This is a genomic window from Streptomyces tateyamensis (assembly GCF_003205575.1).
GTDB classification, from domain to species: domain Bacteria; phylum Actinomycetota; class Actinomycetes; order Streptomycetales; family Streptomycetaceae; genus Kitasatospora; species Kitasatospora tateyamensis.
Window position 1 is genome coordinate 16,973 of record NZ_PYBW01000134.1, and the last position, 18,823, is coordinate 35,795.

The 18,823-nt window shown below is 73.4% G+C and carries 16 protein-coding genes; 6 read left to right on the forward strand and 10 right to left on the reverse strand.

From position 1 onward, the window contains the following. Window positions 1–303: 303 nt before the first annotated feature. Window positions 304–1,605 (reverse strand): MFS transporter, encoded by a 1,302-nt coding sequence (locus C7C46_RS28780; RefSeq protein WP_110672858.1) that lies wholly within the window; start codon window positions 1,603–1,605, stop codon window positions 304–306. Window positions 1,606–1,824: 219 nt separating this feature from the next. On the opposite strand from C7C46_RS28780, the gene C7C46_RS28785 reads away from it, so the two are divergent. Next, complete coding sequence (locus tag C7C46_RS28785) at window positions 1,825–2,070, forward strand: hypothetical protein (RefSeq protein ID WP_110672859.1); 246 nt, start codon at window positions 1,825–1,827, stop codon at window positions 2,068–2,070. 25 nt (window positions 2,071–2,095) lie between these two features. Here C7C46_RS28785 and C7C46_RS28790 read toward each other — a convergent pair whose 3' ends face one another. From C7C46_RS28790 to C7C46_RS28810, 5 genes are all read right to left on the reverse strand, one after another. Further along, window positions 2,096–3,355 carry a L,D-transpeptidase gene (locus C7C46_RS28790; RefSeq protein ID WP_110672860.1) on the reverse strand — a complete coding sequence of 420 codons (1,260 nt, stop codon included), beginning with the start codon at window positions 3,353–3,355 and terminating at the stop codon, window positions 2,096–2,098. A 123-nt stretch (window positions 3,356–3,478) separates the two neighbouring features. Further along, a complete protein-coding gene (locus tag C7C46_RS28795; protein ID WP_110672861.1) occupies window positions 3,479–4,639 on the reverse strand; it encodes a pyridoxal phosphate-dependent aminotransferase in 1,161 nt (386 codons plus the stop codon). A 145-nt stretch (window positions 4,640–4,784) separates the two neighbouring features. After that, window positions 4,785–5,339, reverse strand: coding sequence for a type III secretion system chaperone family protein (locus C7C46_RS28800; RefSeq protein ID WP_110672862.1), 555 nt, complete (start codon window positions 5,337–5,339; stop codon window positions 4,785–4,787). Between the two features lie 140 nt (window positions 5,340–5,479). Beyond that, a complete protein-coding gene (gene clpB / locus C7C46_RS28805) occupies window positions 5,480–8,071 on the reverse strand; it encodes an ATP-dependent chaperone ClpB (RefSeq protein ID WP_110672886.1) in 2,592 nt (863 codons plus the stop codon). A gap of 82 nt (window positions 8,072–8,153) precedes the next feature. Continuing rightward, entirely contained in the window at window positions 8,154–9,065 is a 912-nt protein-coding gene (locus C7C46_RS28810; RefSeq protein ID WP_110672863.1) for a LysR family transcriptional regulator, read from the reverse strand. A gap of 70 nt (window positions 9,066–9,135) precedes the next feature. Here C7C46_RS28810 and C7C46_RS28815 point away from each other — a divergent pair, with 70 nt between their 5' ends. The 5 genes from C7C46_RS28815 (at window position 9,136) to C7C46_RS28835 (ending at window position 14,664) form a co-directional block, all read left to right on the forward strand. Beyond that, a complete protein-coding gene (locus C7C46_RS28815; RefSeq protein ID WP_110672864.1) occupies window positions 9,136–10,245 on the forward strand; it encodes a TDT family transporter in 1,110 nt (369 codons plus the stop codon). 192 nt (window positions 10,246–10,437) lie between these two features. Then, a complete protein-coding gene (locus tag C7C46_RS28820; RefSeq protein WP_110672865.1) occupies window positions 10,438–11,418 on the forward strand; it encodes a LuxR C-terminal-related transcriptional regulator in 981 nt (326 codons plus the stop codon). 130 nt (window positions 11,419–11,548) lie between these two features. Continuing rightward, window positions 11,549–11,881, forward strand: coding sequence for a hypothetical protein (locus C7C46_RS28825; protein ID WP_110672866.1), 333 nt, complete (start codon window positions 11,549–11,551; stop codon window positions 11,879–11,881). Between the two features lie 804 nt (window positions 11,882–12,685). Then, window positions 12,686–13,711 carry a LuxR C-terminal-related transcriptional regulator gene (locus C7C46_RS28830; protein ID WP_110672867.1) on the forward strand — a complete coding sequence of 342 codons (1,026 nt, stop codon included), beginning with the start codon at window positions 12,686–12,688 and terminating at the stop codon, window positions 13,709–13,711. Further along, window positions 13,708–14,664, forward strand: a complete 957-nt coding sequence (locus C7C46_RS28835; RefSeq protein WP_110672868.1) for a helix-turn-helix domain-containing protein — start codon at window positions 13,708–13,710, stop codon at window positions 14,662–14,664. Before C7C46_RS28830 ends, C7C46_RS28835 begins: the two co-directional genes overlap by 4 nt. A 7-nt stretch (window positions 14,665–14,671) precedes the next feature. Here C7C46_RS28835 and C7C46_RS28840 read toward each other — a convergent pair whose 3' ends face one another. The 4 genes from C7C46_RS28840 to dnaJ form a co-directional block, all read right to left on the reverse strand. Next, the gene (locus C7C46_RS28840; RefSeq protein ID WP_110672869.1) at window positions 14,672–15,289 is read right to left on the reverse strand and encodes a TIR domain-containing protein; all 618 of its coding nucleotides are present in this window, start codon (window positions 15,287–15,289) and stop codon (window positions 14,672–14,674) included. Window positions 15,290–15,967: 678 nt separating this feature from the next. Then, window positions 15,968–16,756, reverse strand: a complete 789-nt coding sequence (locus C7C46_RS28845) for a helix-turn-helix domain-containing protein (RefSeq protein ID WP_110672870.1) — start codon at window positions 16,754–16,756, stop codon at window positions 15,968–15,970. 358 nt (window positions 16,757–17,114) lie between these two features. Continuing rightward, window positions 17,115–17,627 carry a heat shock protein transcriptional repressor HspR gene (locus C7C46_RS28850; RefSeq protein ID WP_110672871.1) on the reverse strand — a complete coding sequence of 171 codons (513 nt, stop codon included), beginning with the start codon at window positions 17,625–17,627 and terminating at the stop codon, window positions 17,115–17,117. Between the two features lie 6 nt (window positions 17,628–17,633). Further along, window positions 17,634–18,779, reverse strand: coding sequence for a molecular chaperone DnaJ (gene dnaJ, locus C7C46_RS28855; RefSeq protein ID WP_110672872.1), 1,146 nt, complete (start codon window positions 18,777–18,779; stop codon window positions 17,634–17,636). Window positions 18,780–18,823 lie beyond the last annotated feature (44 nt).

Here is an 18,823-nt window from a genome sequence, read left to right on the forward strand (position 1 = left end):
GTGGAAGGAAGGATTCCGGCTGGAGATTCAGCAGCAGAGAAGCACGAATTCTCCGGGTCCGTCAGGGATTTACCCCTTCTTGTCGGACATTCACCGTTCTGGGCGTAGTGCCGTGTCAGGTGTGATCAAGAGCGCGCAGGAGACTGCTCGTAATACGCCATTTGCGCGTAGTCGCATGACTTGAGTGAAAGGGGCGCAAAGCTTTGAAGTGCGCCCCTGCTCTTGGCAGCAAGCCGGAGTGTGCGCTGTGCGGGCAGCGGGTGGCAGGCACCGGCGGCCCCAGGGGGTGGGCCGCCGGTGGGTCTAGTGGGACTGCGCGGCCAGCGTCCGCGGGCAGGGAGCGGCGCAGCCTGGTCCGGTCACCGGGAGCGCGGGCTCGGCCTGGGCCGGGGCCGGGGAGGCCGCGGCGCCGGTGGCCGCCGCCTCGCGCCGGCGCAGTGTGCCGAGCAGCGCCACCGCCTCCAGCACGCAGACCGCCGCGCCGTACCAGGTCGCCGTGGTGGTCAGCCCGACGTGCGAGACCGCCAGCCCCGCCGCCACCGCCGGCAGGCTCAGCGCCAGGTAGGAGGCGACGTAGACCGCCGTCACCACCTCGGCCCGCCGGTCGGCCGGCGCCAGCGCGGTCAGGGTGCGCAGCGCCCCGCTGAAGGACGGTCCGAAGCCGACCCCGGCCACCGCGCTGCCGAGGAAGAACAGCGCCGCCGACCCGGTCCGCAGCGCCGGCATGGCCAGCGCCACCCCGAGGATCAGCGCCACCGGACCGACCAGCAGCGAGCGCCGCACCGACCAGTCCCGGGCCGCCACCGCGACCACCGCCGAGGTGCCCTGCAGTGCGACGATCACCAGCCCGCCGGCCAGCAGGCTGTGCAGGTGCAGCACCGAGCGGACCAGCGAGCCGCCCAGCGAGAGGTAGAGCCCGGCCAGCGCCCAGCTGGCCACCACCGAGGGCAGCAGCGCGGTGAAAGCGCCGCGCACCGCCGGTGGCACGGCCAGCTCGGGCCGCAGCGTGCGCCGCCAGCCGCCGTCCGGGCGCACCGTCTCGGGCAGCACCGCGAGCAGCGGCAGCGCGGCGTCGAAGGCGGTGACCAGCAGCCAGAAGACCAGCCGGGTCGGCGCCGGGCCGTAGGCCACCAGCAGCCCGGCGCACAGCGCGCCCACCGCCAGCCCGCCGGCCGAGGCCGCGTTGGTCACCAGTGCGCCGAGCCGGCTGCCGGCCGGCTGCAGGTCGATCAGGGCCGCGCTGAGCGCCCCGGTGGCCGCTCCGGTAGCCACGCCCTGCACGATCCGGCCGGCGAACAGCCAGGCCAGGCCCCGGGCTTCGGCGAACAGCAGCATCGAGCCCAGCTCCACCAGCACCGCGGCCAGCAGTACGGGGCGGCGCCCCAGGTGGTCCGAGAGCGAGCCCACGAAGAGCAGGGTGACCAGCAGCGACAGCGCGTTGGCCGCGTACACCGCGGTCAGCGCCAGCGGTGAGAAGTGCCAGGCCTGCTGGTAGGTCACGTAGAGCGGGGAGGGCGCGCCGGAGGCGAACAGCAGCAGCGCCAGTACTGCCGCGACCAGCCAGAAGGCCAGCGCGCGCGGCAGCTGCGAGCCGATCGGCACCATGAGCCACTCCCCCCGAAGCACGGACACCGGCGGCAGTACGTAGTCTGACGACCGGTCAGGGACATCTTGACGGCGGTGCGGCCGCAGTGGAACGGGGAGTCGGGTCCGGGGGACAGCCATCCGTTGTGCCTGCGCCCCACCGGGCGATTGCGAGAGCGGAGTTGACGACCTGTGGGGCCCGTCGGGTGTGATCGGCCGGGCGGGGGAAAGGACGTGGGTATGAGCGAGGACGAGCTGAACGGCCCGCCCGGTACCGGATACGTCAAGTTCCGGATGCCCTGCCCCTGCTGCGACGACGGCACCCGGACCCGGGTGCGGGCCGGCGCCCGTCCGCACACCCACCGCGACGGCAGCGACTGCCTGCTGATGGGTACCGGCTTCGTGCCGCAGACCTGTTCGGCCTGCGAGGGGCAGGGCTACCTGCCGCTCGGCTCGGGGGAGTGGCGCCGGCCGCGGCGGGGCTGAGGATGAGCGGCCCCGGCCGGTACGGCTACCACTTCGCCCAGGGCAGGCTCCAACCGGACAGGCCGTTGTCGGGCGCGACCGGGTCGCCGACCGAGTTCTTCACGATCACCACGTCGCCGATCTTCGAGTCCTGCCAGAACTTGCCGGCCACCGAGTCGGGGTCGCCGGTCTTGGTGTCCGGCAGGCCGATGCAGCCGTGGCTGATGTTCCGGTGCCCCGCGGCGCCGACCGCGTTCTCGTTGCCGTGCACGTAGGAGCCGGTGGTGGCGATCTGCAGTCCGTGCGGCTCGTCGACCACGTACGGCTTGCCCTTGATGTTGGTGGTCGCCGAGTCCATGTGGACCATCGGTTCCCTGCTGAAGACCACCATGGTGCCGTTCCACGAGGGGTTGTCGTCGGCGCCCGCGGTGATGTCGATGGTCTGTGGGGCGAGGCCGTCCTCGACCACGGTCATCCGATGGGTGGCCGCGTCCACCGTGCTGACCTTGGAGCGGGCCACGGTGAAGGTCTCGTCCCGGTCGGTGGCGCCGTAGACGCCGGGCGCCAGCTGCGCGCTGGTGGCCCGCCGGTGCACGGTGACCTTGGTGCCGGGCTTCCAGTACTCCTGCGGGCGCAGGTCCATCCGGGTGCTGCTGAACCAGTGGGCGCGCACCTGGGTGTGGTCCGAGGCCTCCACGGTGACCGCCGCCTCGGCGGCGGCGCGGTCGGTGACCGGCTGGCCGAAGGTGACGCTGATGATCATGCCGACGCCGTACGTCTCGTCGCCCGTCAGGTTGTCGACCACCGTCATCGTCCGGGCCGGGGCGAGGGTGGTGAAGCTGGTGCTGACGGTCGTGGCCAGGCCGGCCTGGTCCACCGCGCCGGCGTCCACCCGGTAGCGGGTCGCGACCGCCAGTGCGGTGGTGGGCGCCCAGCTGCCGTCCGCGCCGACCGTGCCCGGCACCGACTTCCCGTCCGGGCCGGTCACGGTGACCTGGGTCAGCTTTCCGCTGCCGACGGACACCTTGACCGCGCCAGTGATCGCCACGCCCGTCGCCCCGTCGGCGGGCAGCACGGACAGCACGGCCGCCGAGCCCTTCGCCGCGGCCGCCGGAGACTCGGCCGAGACCGGCCCGCCCGAGCCGCTGCCGCCGCCCGAACCGCTGCCGCCGGCGCTGCTCCCGCCGCCCGCGCTGCCGGCCGCGGCGCCCGGGTGCCCGCCACCGCCTCCGCAGGCCGTGGTGAGCAGCAGCGCCCCGCCGATCAGCAGCGCCGTAACCGTGCCGGCTGTCCTCCTGCACCGCATGCCAGTCCCCCCGAGGTCGTCGATCGTCCGTACGACCTACTGACGCTGTGGAACCCGCCCACGCCGCAGCCCGGGCGCGACTGTCACGCAATCGGGACATTCGGCGGCGCGGACTACGGCCGCCTACAGCCGCCGCAGCCGCTCCACCGCCGTGAGCAGCACCTCGTCCTTCTTGCAGAAGGTGAACCGGACCAGGCTGCGCCCGGCCTCGGTGTTGTCGTAGAAGACCTGGTTGGGGATGGCGACCACGCCGCAGCGCTCGGGCAGGGCGCGGCAGAACTCGATGCCGTCCTTCTCGCCGAGCGGGGTGATGTCGGTGGTGATGAAGTAGGTGCCCTCCGGCTCGTGCACCCCGAAGCCGGCGTCGGCCAGGCCGGTGGCCAGCAGGTCGCGCTTGCGGCGCAGGTCGGCACGGAACTGCTCGAAGTAGCTCGCCGGCAGCCGCAGTGCCTCGGCCACCGCGTACTGGAACGGGCCGGCGCTGACGTAGGTGAGGTACTGCTTGGCGGTGCGCACCGCGGCCACCAGCTCGGGGGCGGCGGTCACCCAGCCGACCTTCCAGCCGGTGAAGGAGAAGGTCTTGCCGGCCGAGGAGATGGCGACGGTGCGCTCGCGCATGCCCGGCAGGGCGGCGATCGGATGGTGGCCGCCGGTGAAGACGAGGTGCTCGTAGACCTCGTCGGTGATCACCAGCAGGTCGTGCTCGACGGCGAGTGCGGCGATGGCGGCGAGCTCGTCGGGGTGCAGGACGGTGCCGGTGGGGTTGTGCGGGGTGTTGATCAGTAGCAGCCGGGTGCGCGGGGTGATCAGGGAGCGCAGCTCGTCCAGGTCGGGGCGGAAGGCGGGTTGACGCAGCGTCAGCGGGACCCGGGTGGCGCCGGCCATCGCGATGCAGGCGGCGTAGGAGTCGTAGAACGGCTCGAAGGCGATCACCTCGTCGCCGGGCTCCAGCAGGGCCAGCAGGGCGGCGGCGATGGCCTCGGTGGCGCCGGCGGTGACCAGGACCTCGGTGTCGGGGTGGTAGCTCAGGCCGTAGAAGCGCTGCTGGTGCTCGGCGACGGCGGTGCGCAGCTCGGGGATGCCGGGGCCGGGCGGGTACTGGTTGCCGCGGCCCTCCAGCACCGCCCGGGCGGCCGCCTCGGCGATCTCGCGCGGGCCGTCGGTGTCCGGGAACCCCTGGCCGAGGTTGATCGAGCCGGTGGCGGTGGCCAGCGCGGACATCTCCGCGAAGATCGTCGTGCCCATGCCCGCCAGCCGGCGGTTCAACAGCGGCCTGGCACCCATCAGCGGCTCCTCGCCCTCGGTCGTCGGCGCTCATCCTCGCGTCGCCGCACCGGCTCGGACAAGCCCCGACACACCGGGCCCCGACACGCCGAGGCCCGGCCCGCTGGGAGGGCGGGCCGGGCCGGTCGGCGGGGTGGCGCGGGGATCAGGCCTCGTCGTCGCCCTCGTCGGAGGGCTGCTCGCCCTCCTGGCCCTCGATGTCCTCCTGCAGGCCCAGGCGCTCGACCATCCACTGCTCGAAGCCGACCGCGGCCTGGGTCCAGTTCGCGGTGGTGGTGACGAAGTAGTCCAGGTTGACGCCGGTGCCGACGATCATCTGGCACTCGCCGATCAGCCGGACCACGCCGTCCTCGTGGGTGTGGGTGTAGACCTTGGGCCACAGGGTCTCGCGGTTCCACTCGTCCAGCAGGTCGAGGATCTCGTGCTTGCGCTCCAGCGGGTAGGGCCGGTCGTAGAACGAGCGGACCGCGAACAGCTCCTTCTGCTCACCGCGGAACATGTAGTAGACCCGGAAACCCTCCCAGGGGGCGGTGAGATCGCCCTCGTCGTCCACCACGTGCTTGAGCTGCATCTGGTCCAGCAACTGGGTGACCAGGGCCTGGTCCGGGACCACGATCGGCGGCGGCCCGGCCGGACGGCCGCCGCCGGCCGGGGGCTGGGGCGCGCCGAAGGACGGGATCGACGACGGGTCAATGCTCACGGGGAGGTCCCTTCACAGGTGCAAAAACGAGGGCCGCACGGCCGCCCTTCCATGCCTCCATCCTGCCTCATCGGGGCCGCTCGGCACAGGCTCTGCGGCCACCGGCCGACGGTGGCCGCAGCGCCCGGGGCGGCGCGCGGTCAGGCGGCGCGCACGGTCAGCCGGTCGCCCGCCTCGTCCCGCTCGACCAGCACGGTGTCCCCGTCGTGCACCTGTCCGGACAGGATCGCCCGAGCCAGTTGGTCGCCGATCGCCGACTGGATCAGCCGGCGCAGTGGCCGGGCGCCGTAGGCCGGGTCGTAGCCGGTGAGCGAGAGCCAGTCGCGGGCGGCCGCGGTGACGTCCAGGGTGAGCCGGCGCTCGCGCAGCCGCTCGCCCAGCCTGGCCACCTGCAGGTCGACGATCCGGCTCAGCTCGGCCGTGCCGAGCGGCTCGAAGACCACGATGTCGTCCAGCCGGTTGAGGAACTCCGGCTTGAAGGCGGACCGGACGGAGTCCAGCACCAGCTCCTTCTTGGCCGGGTCCGGCACCGTGGGGTCGACCAGGTACTGCGAGCCCAGGTTGGAGGTGAGCAGCAGGATCGCGTTGCGGAAGTCCACGGTGCGGCCCTGACCGTCGGTGAGCCGGCCGTCGTCCAGCACCTGCAGCAGCACGTCGAAGACCTCGGGGTGGGCCTTCTCCACCTCGTCCAGCAGCACCACGCTGTACGGGCGGCGGCGCACCGCCTCGGTGAGCTGGCCGCCCTCCTCGTAGCCGACGTACCCGGGCGGGGCGCCGACCAGCCGGGCCACCGAGTGCTTCTCGCCGTACTCGCTCATGTCGATGCGGACCATGGCCCGCTCGTCGTCGAAGAGGAAGTCGGCCAGCGCCTTGGCGAGTTCGGTCTTGCCGACGCCGGTGGGGCCGAGGAAGAGGAAGGAGCCGGTGGGGCGGTCCGGGTCGGCGATGCCGGAGCGGGTGCGCCGCACCGCGTCCGAGACGGCCTGCACGGCCTCCTGCTGGCCGATCAGGCGGCGGCCCAACTCCTCCTCCATGCGGAGCAGTTTGCCACTCTCGCCCTCCAGCAGCCGGCCGGCCGGGATGCCGGTCCAGGAGGCGACCACGTCGGCCACGTCGTCCGGGCCGACCTCCTCCTTGACCATCGAGGCACTGCTGTCCTGGTCCTGGGCCCGCTCCTGAGCGTCCGTCAACTCCTGCTCGGCGGACGGGATCTCGGCGTACATCAGCTTGGAGGCCTGCTCGAAGTCGCCGTCCCGCTGGGCCCGCTCCAGGGCGCTCTGCAGGCCGTCGAGGCGCTCCTTGAGCTCGCCGACCCGGTTCAGGCTCTTCTTCTCCTGCTCCCAGCGGGCCGTCAGGCCGCTCAACTGCTCCTGCCGGTCGGCCAGGTCGCGGCGCAGCCGGGCCAGCCGGTCCACCGAGGCCGGGTCCGACTCCTTCTCCAGGGCCAGCTCCTCCATCCGCAACCGGTCGACGGAGCGCTGGAGTTCGTCGATCTCCACCGGGGAGGAGTCGATCTCCATGCGCAGCCGGGAGGCGGCCTCGTCCACCAGGTCGATCGCCTTGTCGGGCAGGAACCGGGAGGTGATGTAGCGGTTGGACAAGGTGGCGGCGGCGACCAGCGCGGCATCCGCGATCTGCACCTTGTGGTGCGCCTCGTAGCGTCCCTTGAGGCCGCGCAGGATGGCGATCGAGTCCTCCACGCTGGGCTCGCCGACCAGCACCTGCTGGAACCGGCGCTCCAGCGCCGGGTCCTTCTCGATCCGCTCGCGGTACTCGTCCAGCGTGGTGGCGCCGACCATCCGCAGCTCGCCGCGGGCCAGCATCGGCTTGAGCATGTTGCCCGCGTCCATCGAGGAGTCGCCGCCGGCGCCGGCGCCGACCATGGTGTGCAGCTCGTCGATGAAGGTGACCACCTGGCCGTTGCTCTGCTTGATGTCGTTCAGCACGGCCTTGAGCCGCTCCTCGAACTCGCCGCGGTACTTGGCCCCGGCCACCATGGCGCCCAGGTCCAGGGCGACCAGCCGCTTGCCGCGCAGCGACTCGGGGACGTCGCCGGCCACGATCCGCTGGGCCAGGCCCTCGACCACGGCGGTCTTGCCGACGCCGGGCTCGCCGATCAGCACCGGGTTGTTCTTGGTGCGCCGGGAGAGCACCTGGACCACCCGGCGGATCTCCTGGTCGCGGCCGATCACCGGGTCGAGCTTGCCGTCCCGGGCGGCCTGGGTCAGGTCGGTGCCGTACTTCTCCAGCGCCTTGTAGGTGCCCTCCGGGTCGGGCGAGGTGACCTTGCCCGAGCCGCGCACCTCGGTGAACCGCTCCAGCAGGGCGCTGGGGGTGGCGCCCTGGCGGGCCAGCAGCTCGGCCACCGCACCGCCCTCGGCGGCCAGGCCGACCAGCAGGTGCTCGGTGGAGACGTAGGCGTCGTCCAGCTTGTCGGCGCGCCGGCCGGCGTCCTCCAGCACCGCCAGGGTGTCGCGGCCCAGCTGCGGGGCGCTCACGGTGGCGCCCTGGGCGGCGGGCAGGGCGCGCAGCTGCTGCCGGGCGGCGCCGATCAGCTGGGAGACGTCCGCGCCGACCGCCTCGAGCAGCGGGCGGGCGATGCCCTCGGGCTGCTCGAGCAGGGCGAGCAGGATGTGCACCGGCCTGACGTCCGGGTTTCCCGCGCTGCCGGCCTGCCGGATCGCCACGGACAGGGCGTCCTGGGTCTTGGTGGTGAACTTGCTCGCGTCCATGGCCACGGTGGTCGTACTCCTCCAGGTGCAGCGGTCGGGTGGGCTGCCTCAGTGGCAGGCAGCTAAGTTGAGTCTAGCTCGCTCAGGTTTTCCTGGTAAAGGAGAGCAGGTCGCGTGCCGGGCCGGCCGGCCGGCGTCCGGCCGGCCAGACCGCGCGCAGCGGCCGGCGCAGGTCCAGCCCGGCCAGCGGAACCTCGACCAGCCGGCGGGTGGCCAGTTCGTCGGCGACGGCCAGCACGCTCAGGCAGACCGGCCCGGCGCCGCCCAGCGCGGCCGCCTTGAGCGCGGTGGTGGAGGCCAGCTCCAGCAGCGGGGTGGACCGGGCGCCGGCCCCGAGCTGCCCGGCCAGCGCCCGGTCCAGCACCTCCCGGGTGCCGGACCCCGGCTCGCGCAGCACCAGCGGCGTGGCGGCCAGCTCCGCCGCGGTCACCGGCGCCCGCCGGTGCGCCCAGCGGTGGCCCGGCTCCACCACCAGCACCAGCCGGTCGGCCGCCACCACGGTGCCGGCCAGCCCGGCCGGGGCGCGCGGACCCTCCACGAAGCCCAGGTCGGCCTCGCCGGCCAGCACCTGCTCGGCCACCGCGGCAGAGTTGGCGGCGCGCAGCGTGACCGCGGTGTCGGGCCGGGCCGCGCGCAGCGCCAGCAGCCAGCCGGGCATCAGGTACTCGGCCACGGTGAGCGAGGCGACCACCCGCAGCCGGGCGTCCCGGTCCTCGCGCAGTGCGGCGATCCCGGCGTCCAGCGCCTGGGCCGCCTCGATCACCTGGCGGGCCCACTCGATCACCAGCAGCCCCTGCGGGGTGGGCCGGGAGCCGCGCGGGGAGCGGACCAGCAGGGCCACTCCGAGCTGGCGCTCCATGCCCTTGATCCGGGCGCTGGCGGCCGGTTGGCTGATCCCCAGCTCGACCGCGGCCTGCCCGACGCTGCCGTGCCGGGCCACTGCCAGCAGCAGCTCCAGCGCACTCAACTCGGGAACCAGCGGTGACAGGGCCATAGGGCCAGGTTATGTCCTCATAGAGCGCGGGCGGCTACCGGCACGCGGGGTCCGGGCCGAGGGTGGAGGCATGGCCACCGTCACGCTGCTGCGCAGCCCCTCCGCCGTCCGCTCGCCGTTCAGCCTGCGCGGTCTGGGGCCCAACTGGTACGCCGCCGTGATGGGCACCGCGATCACCGCCAACGCCGCGCTGGCGCTGCCCTACCGGGTGCCCGGCCAGGTCGGCTTCGCCCGGGCGGTGTGGGCGCTGTCGCTGGCGCTGCTGCTGGCCCTGCTGGCGGGCCGGCTGGTGCACCTGACCCGCCACCGCGACACCGCCCGCGCGCACCTGCTGGACGAGCCCGGCACCGCGGTCTTCTACGGCTGCCCGCCGATGGCGCTGCTGGCGGTCGGCTACGGCACCCTGGCGGTCGGCGCCCCGCTGCTGGGCACCGGCCCCGCCGTCGCGCTGGACCTGGTGCTGTGGACGGCCGGCACGCTCTACGCGGTGCTGGTGGCGGCCGGCATCCCCTACCTGATGGTCACCCGGCACCGGCTGGACGCGCTGCGCGCCAACCCCACCTGGCTGCTGCCGGTGGTGGCCCCGATGGTGTCAGCCGCCCTCGGCCCCGCGCTGCTGCCGCACCTGCCCGCCGGGCTGCGGTCGGCCCTGTTCTACGGCTGCTACGCGCTGTTCGGTGCCAGCCTGCTGGCCACCCTGGTGGTGCTGCCGGTGGTCTTCGCAGGCCTGGTGCACAGCAAGCTGCCGAGCGTGCTGCTGACCCCCTCGCTCTTCCTGGTGCTCGGCCCGCTGGGCCAGTCCACCACCGCGGTCAACCAACTGGCCGACGCCGCGCCCGGCACCGCGCCCGCGCTGGCCCCGGCGGCGCTGGGCCTCGCGGTGCTCTACGGCACCGCAGCGATCGGCTTCGCGGTGCTGTGGCTGCTGGTCGCCGGGGCCGCCAACCTGCGGGCGCTGCACCGGCAGCGGATGCCGTTCGCGCTCACCTGGTGGGCCTTCACCTTCCCGCTGGGCACCTGCGTCACCGGCGCCGCCGGGCTGGCCCGGCACACCGGGTTCGCCGGCTTCGGCTGGCTCGCGGCCGGCCTGTACCTGCTGCTGCTGACCGGCTGGGCGGTGGCCGGCACGCGTACCGTGGCCGCGGTGCGGGACGGGCGGCTGCTGCGCGCGGGCGCCTGAGCCGGGGCCGCACCGGACGCCGCCCGCGCGCCGTGCGCGGACGGCTGCCGCGCGGGCGGCTGCGTGCGTGCGGGCGCCTGAGCCGGGGCCGCGGCCGGCGCCCGCTCACCCGCTCTCGCGCCGGTGCGGGACGGCTGGCAGGATGGCGGCGGACAGTCAAGATATGACGGTGGGTCAGAAAGGTTGGGCGGCGTGTCGCAAGCGCTGGGCGAGCTGCTCGCCCTGGATCCGGCCGCCCGCGAGCTCTACCTCGCCGTGGTGGCCCAGGGCGGCTGGGTGAAGTCGGCCGAGGTGTCCACCGCGGACGCGCCCGCGCTGGCCCGGCTGCTCGCCCTGGGCCTGGTCCGCGGCCTGCCCGGCGGCACCTTCTACTCGGCGGTCAGCCCGCGCGCCTTCCTGGGCCGGGCGGCCGGCGCGCTGCGCAGCCGGGCCACCGAGCTGCTGCGCCAGGCCGACGAGCTGCCCGGGCGGCTGGAGGAGCTGGCCCAGGCCTGGGACGTCGCGCCGCGCCGGATCGACCGCACCGGGACCGTGGAGACGGTGCGCGACCGGGACACCATCCGGCACCGGATCGCCCAGCTGGTGGCCGACACCGAGACCGAGGTCCTCACCGCCCAGCCCGGCGGCGACCGGGCCGCCGACCACCTGGCCTGGGCGATGGCCCAGGACATCCCGTTCCTGCGGGCCGGCGGCGCGATGCGCACGCTCTACCAGCCGGTGGCCCGCACCGACCCGGCCACCAGCGCCTACGCGGCCGCCGTCACCCCGTACGGGGCCCGGATCCGGGTGCTGGACGAGGACTTCCAGCGGATGCTGATCTTCGACCGCTCGGTCGCGGTGATCCCGGCCTCGGCCGACATGGGCAGCGCCGCCTTCGTCTTCGACCACACCGCGGTGGAGCTGCTGGTCGAGCTCTTCGAGCGGGACTGGCAGCGGGCCGAGCGGGTGGCCTGGGGCTCGGCGCACACGGTGCCGGACCCCGGGGCGGTGGCCGACCGGATCGCCCGGCTGCTGGCCTGCGGGCTGAGCCGGCGCGGCATCGCCCACCGGCTGGGCCTGAGCGAGCGCACGGTGGCCGCGCACCTGGCCAGGCTGCGCCAGGAGTACGAGGCGGAGACCTTGTTCCAGCTGGGCTGGCTGATGCGCGGGCGCGGGGACAACCCGCCCGACTGACAAGGTCCCTGACGGTGCGTCTGCACGATCGCGCAGCTGCCGGAAATCGCAGCTGCCGGTGCCTTGTCCTGCCCGGGCACCCTTTGCGAGCCTGGCTGCGGGGATGCGGGGCAACGGGGAGGGGCACGTGATGGCCGGACGCTCGCACGTCATGGTGGAGAGCCAGGCGGTCTGGGGGAAGCCGACGGCGGGGGAGTTCCTGAGGGAGGCGCTCTCGCTGGCCGAGGCGGGCGACCGGGTGATCCTCTACCTGGTGGAGGACGGGGTGTTCGCCGCCTGCTCGGACGCGATACCGGAGCTGGCCCGGTTGGTCGAGCTGGGTTCGGAGGTGTGGGCCGACGACCTCTCGCTGACCCACCGGGCGCTGGTCGCCGCCAGGGTCGTGCCGTACGTCCGGGTGACCGGCGCCGCGGCCCTGGACGGGGCGGTGCGGCGGGCCGACGGCCGGGTGGTGCTGCACTGAGCAGGGCCGTCGGTCGACCTGCCCCGACCGAACGTTCAGTCATAGCCGCAGCTCAGCCGTGTGTGGACGGATCGTTCGCAGCCCCCGCGTGCACGTTCGTGCAGTTGCGGGAACGTGCACACGGGCGGCCCTTGTCCGCTGGTCCGCGCGCTGTGAGGCTGGGTACACGCCAAGCCGCCCGGGAAACCGCAACCCGTTGGTGGTGACTCGTTCTCCTTCGTCGTGCAGGGGCAGAGGTATCTGTGGGACGGACGGGGGAACGCCGGGTGGTCGGCCATATGTGGTGATGGCCCCCACCCCGGTACCAGCGAGGCGTTGCTGCTCCGCCTCGCTGGAAGCACCTCGGATTTGGCGTAGTGAAGTGGATCCGCCCGGGCCCAGGAGACTGTGGGTCCCTGGGCCCGGGCCGGATCCGCCCACGGGGAACGCCTGAGGTGGCCCGCTCGGGGGGCGGGCGGCCGAGGCCCCGCACCGGAGGCCGGCCGGTCCTCACCCGTGGGCCCCAGGCCCTTACCCGGATCCTGCATCCCGAATGAGATGATGCGCCCCGAGGCGGTCGTTCGACCGCTGCCGGTCCAGCGCGCAGGGGGATGGGGTGCCCGAGGCCACCGTGAAGCCACCGGTGCCCGCTACCGCAGCCGCACCCCGTACCGCACCACCCGCGCCCGCCGCCGAGCGGGCCCGCTCCCTCGCCGCGCTGCCGGCCCCCGCCCCCACCCCTGCCGCCCGCCGGTCGGAACCTTCCGACGCCGCGGCGCGGTTGGACCGAGCGGGCGGGCACCACGAACCGGGGGAGAGCGAACGATGAGCGAGAGCAGCAGTACCGGCCAGGAACCACCGCTGCCCGGCGGCGCACCGGGCGGCCCGCTTCCGGTGCCGGGCGAGGCGGCCCGGGAGTTCTACCTCGGGGTGCTGGGCGAGGGCGGCCGGCTGCGGATGGCCGAGGTGACCGCCGGGCAGCACCCGCTGGTCGGCGAACTGCTGGAGCTCGGACTGCTGACCGCCGACCCCGCCGACGGGGTCTTCACCGCGGTCAACCCGCGGGTGGTGGGCGGCCGGCTCAGCGAGGACCTGCGCTCGGCCGGCACCCGGCTGCTGGTCCAGGCCCAGGAGATGCCCACCCTGCTGGAGGACCTCAGCCGCGCCTACGACCTGACGGCGCGCAAGGTGGACCGCTCCGGCGAGGTGCTGCACCTGCACGAGACGGAGCAGATCAACGCCCGCCTCGACGCGCTGTTCGCCGGGTCCGCCGACGAGATCCTCACCGCCCAGCCGGGCAGCGCGCTGCCCACCCCGGTGCTGGCCCAGTCGGCCCGGCGCACCAAGCCGTTCCTGGCGCGCGGCGGGGCCGGCCGCTGCCTGTTCGAGCCCGCCGCCCGCTCCGACGGGCCGACCACCGCCTACGTGCTGGAGGCCACCGAGCTGGGCGCCCGGTTCCGGGTGCTGGGCGAGTCCTTCAAGCGGATGACCATCTTCGACCGGCACACCGCGGTGATCCCCACCGCGGCCGACTACACCGGCCTGGCGGTGGTGGACGACCCGGCCGTGGTGGCCTTCCTGGTCGGCATGTTCGAGCGCGACTGGCAGCGGGCCGAACCGGTGCCCTGGTCGACCACCGCCCCCGACCCGGCCGCCCTGCCGGTGCCCGCCCAGGTCGGCCGGATGCTCTCGCAGGGGCTCACCCAGCGCACCATCGCCACCCGGCTGGGGCTCAGCGAACGCACCGTGGCCGGCCACATCTCCCGGCTGCGCGAGCAGTACGACGCCCAGACCCTGTTCCAGCTCGGCTGGCTGATGCGCGCGGCTGCGGGGGAGCGTCGGTCGGCATGAGCGGCGTTCAACTGCCGGACGAGCAGGCCCGGGAGCTGTACCTGCGGCTGCTGGAGCGCGGCGGGCTGTGGCCGGTGGCCGAGGTCGGGCCGGCCGAGGCGCCGGTGTTCGAGCGGCTGCGGGCGGCCGGGCTGGCGACGGTGATCGCGCCGGACCTGAGGGAGGTCTGGCTCGCGGTCGACCCGCAGCTGGCCGGTCAGCAGCTCAGTGCCGGGCTGCGAGCCGCCGGGGTGGCGCTGCTGGCCAAGGCGGACGAGGCGGTGCCGGAGTACACCGAGCTGGTCGAGGCTTTCGACCGGCTGCCCGACCGGCTGGCCGGGCGCCGGGTGATCCGGAACGTGGCGGAGCTGGAACCGATCCAGCGCCGGGTGGAGCAGCTCATCCGGACCTGCCGCAGGGAGGTGGTGGCCGCGCAGCCCGGGGGGTCGCGGCCGGCCGAGGTGCTGCCCACCATGTACGCCAACGCCCGGGACCTCGCCGCACGGGGACTGGTCCTGCGCACCCTGTACCAGCCTGCCGTCCGGGCCGACCCCGGCACGGCGGCCTACGCCGCCTACGCGACCGGCCTCGGGATGCGGATCCGCGTGCTGGACGAGGACTTCAAACGCGTCATGATCTTCGACCGCAGGGTGGCGGTGATCCCCGGCCGGGAGGACAACATGAGCGCCACCTTCGTCGAGGAGCCGGCCCTGGTCGACGTCCTGGTGGCGATGTTCGAGCGGGACTGGGAGCGCGCCGAGCGGGTCCGCTGGGAGTCGCCGGTGGAGCCCGGCGACGCCCCGCTGATCGCCCTGCTCGCCCAGGGCCTCACCCAGCGGACCATCGGCAGCCGGCTGGGCCTGAGCGAGCGGACGGTCGCGGCCCGGATCGCCGCCCTGCGGGAGCGGTACGACGCGCAGACGCTCTTCCAGCTGGGGTGGCAGGCCCGGGCCGGCGCCGTACCACCGCAGTGACGGCGGATCAGCCGGTGGCCGCGCCGGTGCTGGGCCAGCTGCCGTAGGGGTCCACGTGGGCGGAGAGCGGGCCGAACTCGCCGGGGGCGGTCCAGAAGCCCTCGCGCAGCGAGAGCGCCATCCCGGCCCAGTCCAGCGCGGTCTCCACGATGTGGCGCAGGCTCTCCTGGGACCAGCTGTCGTCGAAGACCAGCGGCAGCACCGGGGCGACCTGCTCGATGGTGGCGATCAGCGGGTTGTGGGTGATCGCCTCGTCCACCAGCAGCACGATCGGCTTGCGCAGCGCCGAGCCCCAGCCGAGCTCCAGCGAGACGCCGGCCGACAGCGGCGAACCGACGTAGGCGAAGACCAGGTCGGCCGTCTGCATGGCGCGGAAGTCCGACGGGACCCGCGGCTCGGGGGCGCGGCCCTCGACGGTCCAGGCGTCGCTGTGGTGCGCGCTGAAGACGGCGGCACCGCTGCGCAGCAGCGAACTGCGCAGCGCCGTCAGCCGGGTCCGGCTGGCGAGGGTCACCACGCTGTCGGCCGGCCCGGTCAGCCGCATCAGGGGGGCGGCGAGGAAGACACGGGCCCGGCGCCCTTCGGGGGCCTGGACTGCGTGCTGGCGCATGTAGGGCTCAGTCATGGCGAATGGCTCCGGGGAAGTCGACGGTCCTGCGGAGTGTGGTGTCACCGCAGGTGAAGCAGCGGGTGGAGCAGGCCGGGACGACTCCTGAAGCCGCATCGAGCCGTGGGTACTCGGCATCCGCTCGCCTTATTGATCGTCACTGTCCGCGCCACACGGCGTCCACAGGACCGGTGTGTCATCTCCCTGACTGGCACTCGGATGACATCGACGAGCTGGCAGGGGCATGGCCGAAGACGCGCAGGGAAGGCAGGTGTCATATTTCTGCCTGGCAGCACGATGACATGCATATTGCTATGCCCCGGCTTGCCATAGACCCGGGGCCACGGCTTTGATAAACGCTTGTTCGCATCTGTGCGCGCAGAGGTCGGACATCAAAATGTGTGACAGTTATATCAGGTTCATGACAAGGAGGCCCCGCATGCGCCGTGCACCTCGAATCGTGATTCGCGCGCTTGCGGCTACTGCCGTCGCTGCCGCGGCCGTTCTGGCAGTCGGCTCCATATCTGCTGCGACGGCGCCTGCCGGTGCCAGTACTCGGGCCGACATTGGATGGACCCTGCGGCCTGCCTCGCAGGACATCGGCTGGACCGCTGCGGCCCCTGCCGATGCCGTGCTGGTGCAGCCCGACGACATCGGTTGGACCAAGTAGCCGGCGTACGCGCGACGAAGCGGGCGCTACTCCCCCGCAGGGCGTTCGGCCTCGCCGTAGAGCCCGCCGGGGGAGTTCAGCGCCATCCGCCAGCCCAGCTGGAAGAGGGTCTCCGACTCGTACTCCTCGCGGAAGTCCGCGATGTGCCGGGCCAGCGTGCGTTCGCTGATGCCGAGGTTCCGGGCGATCACCCGGTGCCCCACGCCCTGGATCATCATCCGCAGGATGTTGGTCCGCATGCGGGAGATGACCTCGGGCGGCACCTCCGTGGCACCGAGGAACGGGCTCGACCGCTCCCAGAGTCTCTGGTAGTTGTCGAGCAGGTAGCCGACGATGGCCGGATCACTGATGATCGCGGCCTTCTCGTTGTCCCCCTGGATCGGGATCACCGCGTACTGCCGGTCGATGATGAAGAGCCTGGTGAAAGGCTCTGCCAGGGTGCGGACCTCGGCGCCGAACTCCGTCATCCGCTCCACGTACTGCCGGTGCGGCGCCGAGTAGCGGGCGCTGGGGTGGTAGACGATCCGCCGGGTGAGCCCGCGGCGCACCAGGCCCAGGTCGCGCTCCTCCACCTGCTGGACGGTGCCCTCGCGGCCGCGCCCGCCGGGCTGCGCGGTCAGCACCTCCGACTCGGCGTTGTCGAGCAGCGCCTCCAGCCGCCGGTTGATCTCCACCAGCCCGTGGATGTGCTCCACGGCGCCGCCGGGACCGGGCTGCTGCTCCAGCGTCTGGTACGCCTGGCTCAGGTCCTGCATGGCGGTCGGCACCGTCACCGCCTGCGAGAGAAGTGCCAGCGCCTGCTTCTGCCACGCCATACTCAGCCGGGTCGCCAGGCGGTTGGGATCTGTCGCAATAGCGGTCGCGGGATTTCCTTGGCCGATCACCAATAGACCGAGTTGACTGAGTTCGGCTTTGGCGGAGTCCAGCTCGGGATCATCAAGCTGCAAGGTGCCACCTGCGGCGATTACCCGCAGGTACAGGGATTTGGCCTCCGGGGAGACGTACTCCGCGTGCTCCTTCTCGGCATCGCCCTTTGAGCCCGCCGAACTCATCCCCAACCCTCCCTCTCCTGGGAAATCAGACGGCCCGCAAGCCAGCACTCTACGCAAGAACAGGCGCACTTGGCACCCCACCTATTGGCGGGAATGCCAAGCGCGCTCGGGAATCCGTCGACTACCGCCGCGGCCGCCAGACCACCAGCGCGCTCGACTGCGCGGCCGGCTGGTACGGGACCAGGTCCCGCCGGTAGCTCGCGTGCACCGCGGCCTCCCGGGCCTGCAGTGCGGCGCCCGCGCCCTCGACGGCCGCGGCCAGTTCGGCGACCCGGGACTGGAGGGCGGCGACCTGGTTCTCCAGTTCGATGATCCGCTTGATCCCGGCCAGGTTGATGCCCTCGTCCTGGGACAGCCGCTGCACCTCGCGCAACTGCTGGATGTCCCGGGCCGAGTAGCGCCGGCCGCCGCCGCCGGTGCGGTCGGGGCAGACCAGGCCGAGCCGGTCGTACTGGCGCAGCGTCTGCGGGTGCAGGCCGGAGAGCTCGGCGGCCACCGAGATCACGTAGACCGGGGTCTCCTCGGTGAGCACGTAGGCCGCCGCGGCGGCGACGGTGGGGCGCCGGCGCGGGCCGGGGCCACCGGGCAGGCCCTCGCCGAGACCTGCGCCGATACCGGGGTTGTCGGGGCTCATGTCAGATCACGCTCCCTCCGCCGCCTTGAACAGGGCGGCACGCGGGTCCTCGGACGCGGTGGCGTCGCGGTACTGCTCGAGTGCGGTCAGGGCCTCCCCGCTGGTCTCCTGCGGCACCGTCACCTCGACCGTGACCAGCAGGTCGCCGCGGGTGCCGTCCTTGCGGGTGGCGCCCTTGCCACGGGCCCGCAGGGTCAGGCCGTTGGCGCTGCCGGCCGGCAGCCGCAGCCGGACCGAGGGGCCGTTCAGGGTGGGGACGTCGATGGTGCCACCGAGCGCGGCCTCGGGGAAGGAGACCGGCACCGTCACCGTGAGGTTGTCGCCCTTGCGGCCGAAGACGGGGTGGGTGGTGACGTGCACGGTGACGTAGAGGTCGCCGGGCTGGCCGCCCCGCTCGCCCTGGGCACCCTTGCCCTTGAGCCGGATCCGCTGGGCGTCCTGCACCCCGGCCGGGATCCGCACCTGCATGGTGCGGGCCGAGCTGGCCCGCCCGCTGCCGTGGCAGTCGGGGCACGGGTCGTCGACGATCATGCCGCGGCCCTTGCAGTCCCGGCAGGGCTCGGAGAGCGCGAAGGCGCCCTGGCCGCGGCTGACCGTGCCGGCGCCGACGCAGGTCGGGCAGACCCGCGGCGTGGTGCCGGCCTTGGCCCCGGTGCCGGCGCAGGCCCGGCAGGCCGCCTGACTGGTCATCCGCAGCGGGACGGTGGCGCCGTCCACCGCCTCCTCGAAGCTGAGCGTCACCTCGGTCTCGACGTCGGCGCCGCGGCGCGGCTGGGCCTGCCGGCCGCCGCGGTTGAACAGGCCGCCGAACATGTCGCCGATCCCGCCGTTGCCCGCCTGCGAGCCGTTGAACAGGTCGCCGAAGTCGAAGCTGTACCCGTTGCCGCCGGCGCCCTGGCCGCGCATGCCGCCGGCCCCGAACAGGCTGCGCGCCTCGTCGTACTCCTTGCGGCGCTTCTCGTCGGACAGGACGTCGTAGGCCTCGGAGATGTCCTTGAAGCGCTCCTCCGCCTTGGCGTCGCCCTTGTTGGCGTCGGGGTGGAACTCCCGGGCGAGCTTGCGGTAGGTCTTCTTGATCTCGGTGGTGGTGGCGTCCTTGGGCACGCCGAGGACCTTGTAGTAGTCCTTCTCCACGTAGTCCTTCGTGCTCATGACTTCAGCCACCTCCCGTAGTTGGTCGATACGGCGCTGCGGAG

Excerpts from the sequence above, each read along its gene's own strand:
- C7C46_RS28780 (WP_110672858.1), bottom strand. The coding sequence starts at position 1,605 with ATGGTGCCGATCGGCTCGCAGCTGCCGCGCGCGCTGGCCTTCTGGCTG.
- C7C46_RS28790 (WP_110672860.1), bottom strand. The coding sequence starts at position 3,355 with ATGCGGTGCAGGAGGACAGCCGGCACGGTTACGGCGCTGCTGATCGGC.
- C7C46_RS28840 (WP_110672869.1), bottom strand. The coding sequence starts at position 15,289 with ATGACTGAGCCCTACATGCGCCAGCACGCAGTCCAGGCCCCCGAAGGG.
- C7C46_RS28830 (WP_110672867.1), top strand. The coding sequence starts at position 12,686 with ATGAGCGAGAGCAGCAGTACCGGCCAGGAACCACCGCTGCCCGGCGGC.
- clpB (WP_110672886.1), bottom strand. The coding sequence starts at position 8,071 with ATGGACGCGAGCAAGTTCACCACCAAGACCCAGGACGCCCTGTCCGTG.
- C7C46_RS28850 (WP_110672871.1), bottom strand. The coding sequence starts at position 17,627 with ATGAGCCCCGACAACCCCGGTATCGGCGCAGGTCTCGGCGAGGGCCTG.
- C7C46_RS28795 (WP_110672861.1), bottom strand. The coding sequence starts at position 4,639 with ATGGGTGCCAGGCCGCTGTTGAACCGCCGGCTGGCGGGCATGGGCACG.
- C7C46_RS28825 (WP_110672866.1), top strand. The coding sequence starts at position 11,549 with ATGGCCGGACGCTCGCACGTCATGGTGGAGAGCCAGGCGGTCTGGGGG.
- C7C46_RS28815 (WP_110672864.1), top strand. The coding sequence starts at position 9,136 with ATGGCCACCGTCACGCTGCTGCGCAGCCCCTCCGCCGTCCGCTCGCCG.
- dnaJ (WP_110672872.1), bottom strand. The coding sequence starts at position 18,779 with ATGAGCACGAAGGACTACGTGGAGAAGGACTACTACAAGGTCCTCGGC.
- C7C46_RS28845 (WP_110672870.1), bottom strand. The coding sequence starts at position 16,756 with ATGGCGTGGCAGAAGCAGGCGCTGGCACTTCTCTCGCAGGCGGTGACG.
- C7C46_RS28835 (WP_110672868.1), top strand. The coding sequence starts at position 13,708 with ATGAGCGGCGTTCAACTGCCGGACGAGCAGGCCCGGGAGCTGTACCTG.
- C7C46_RS28785 (WP_110672859.1), top strand. The coding sequence starts at position 1,825 with ATGAGCGAGGACGAGCTGAACGGCCCGCCCGGTACCGGATACGTCAAG.
- C7C46_RS28810 (WP_110672863.1), bottom strand. The coding sequence starts at position 9,065 with ATGGCCCTGTCACCGCTGGTTCCCGAGTTGAGTGCGCTGGAGCTGCTG.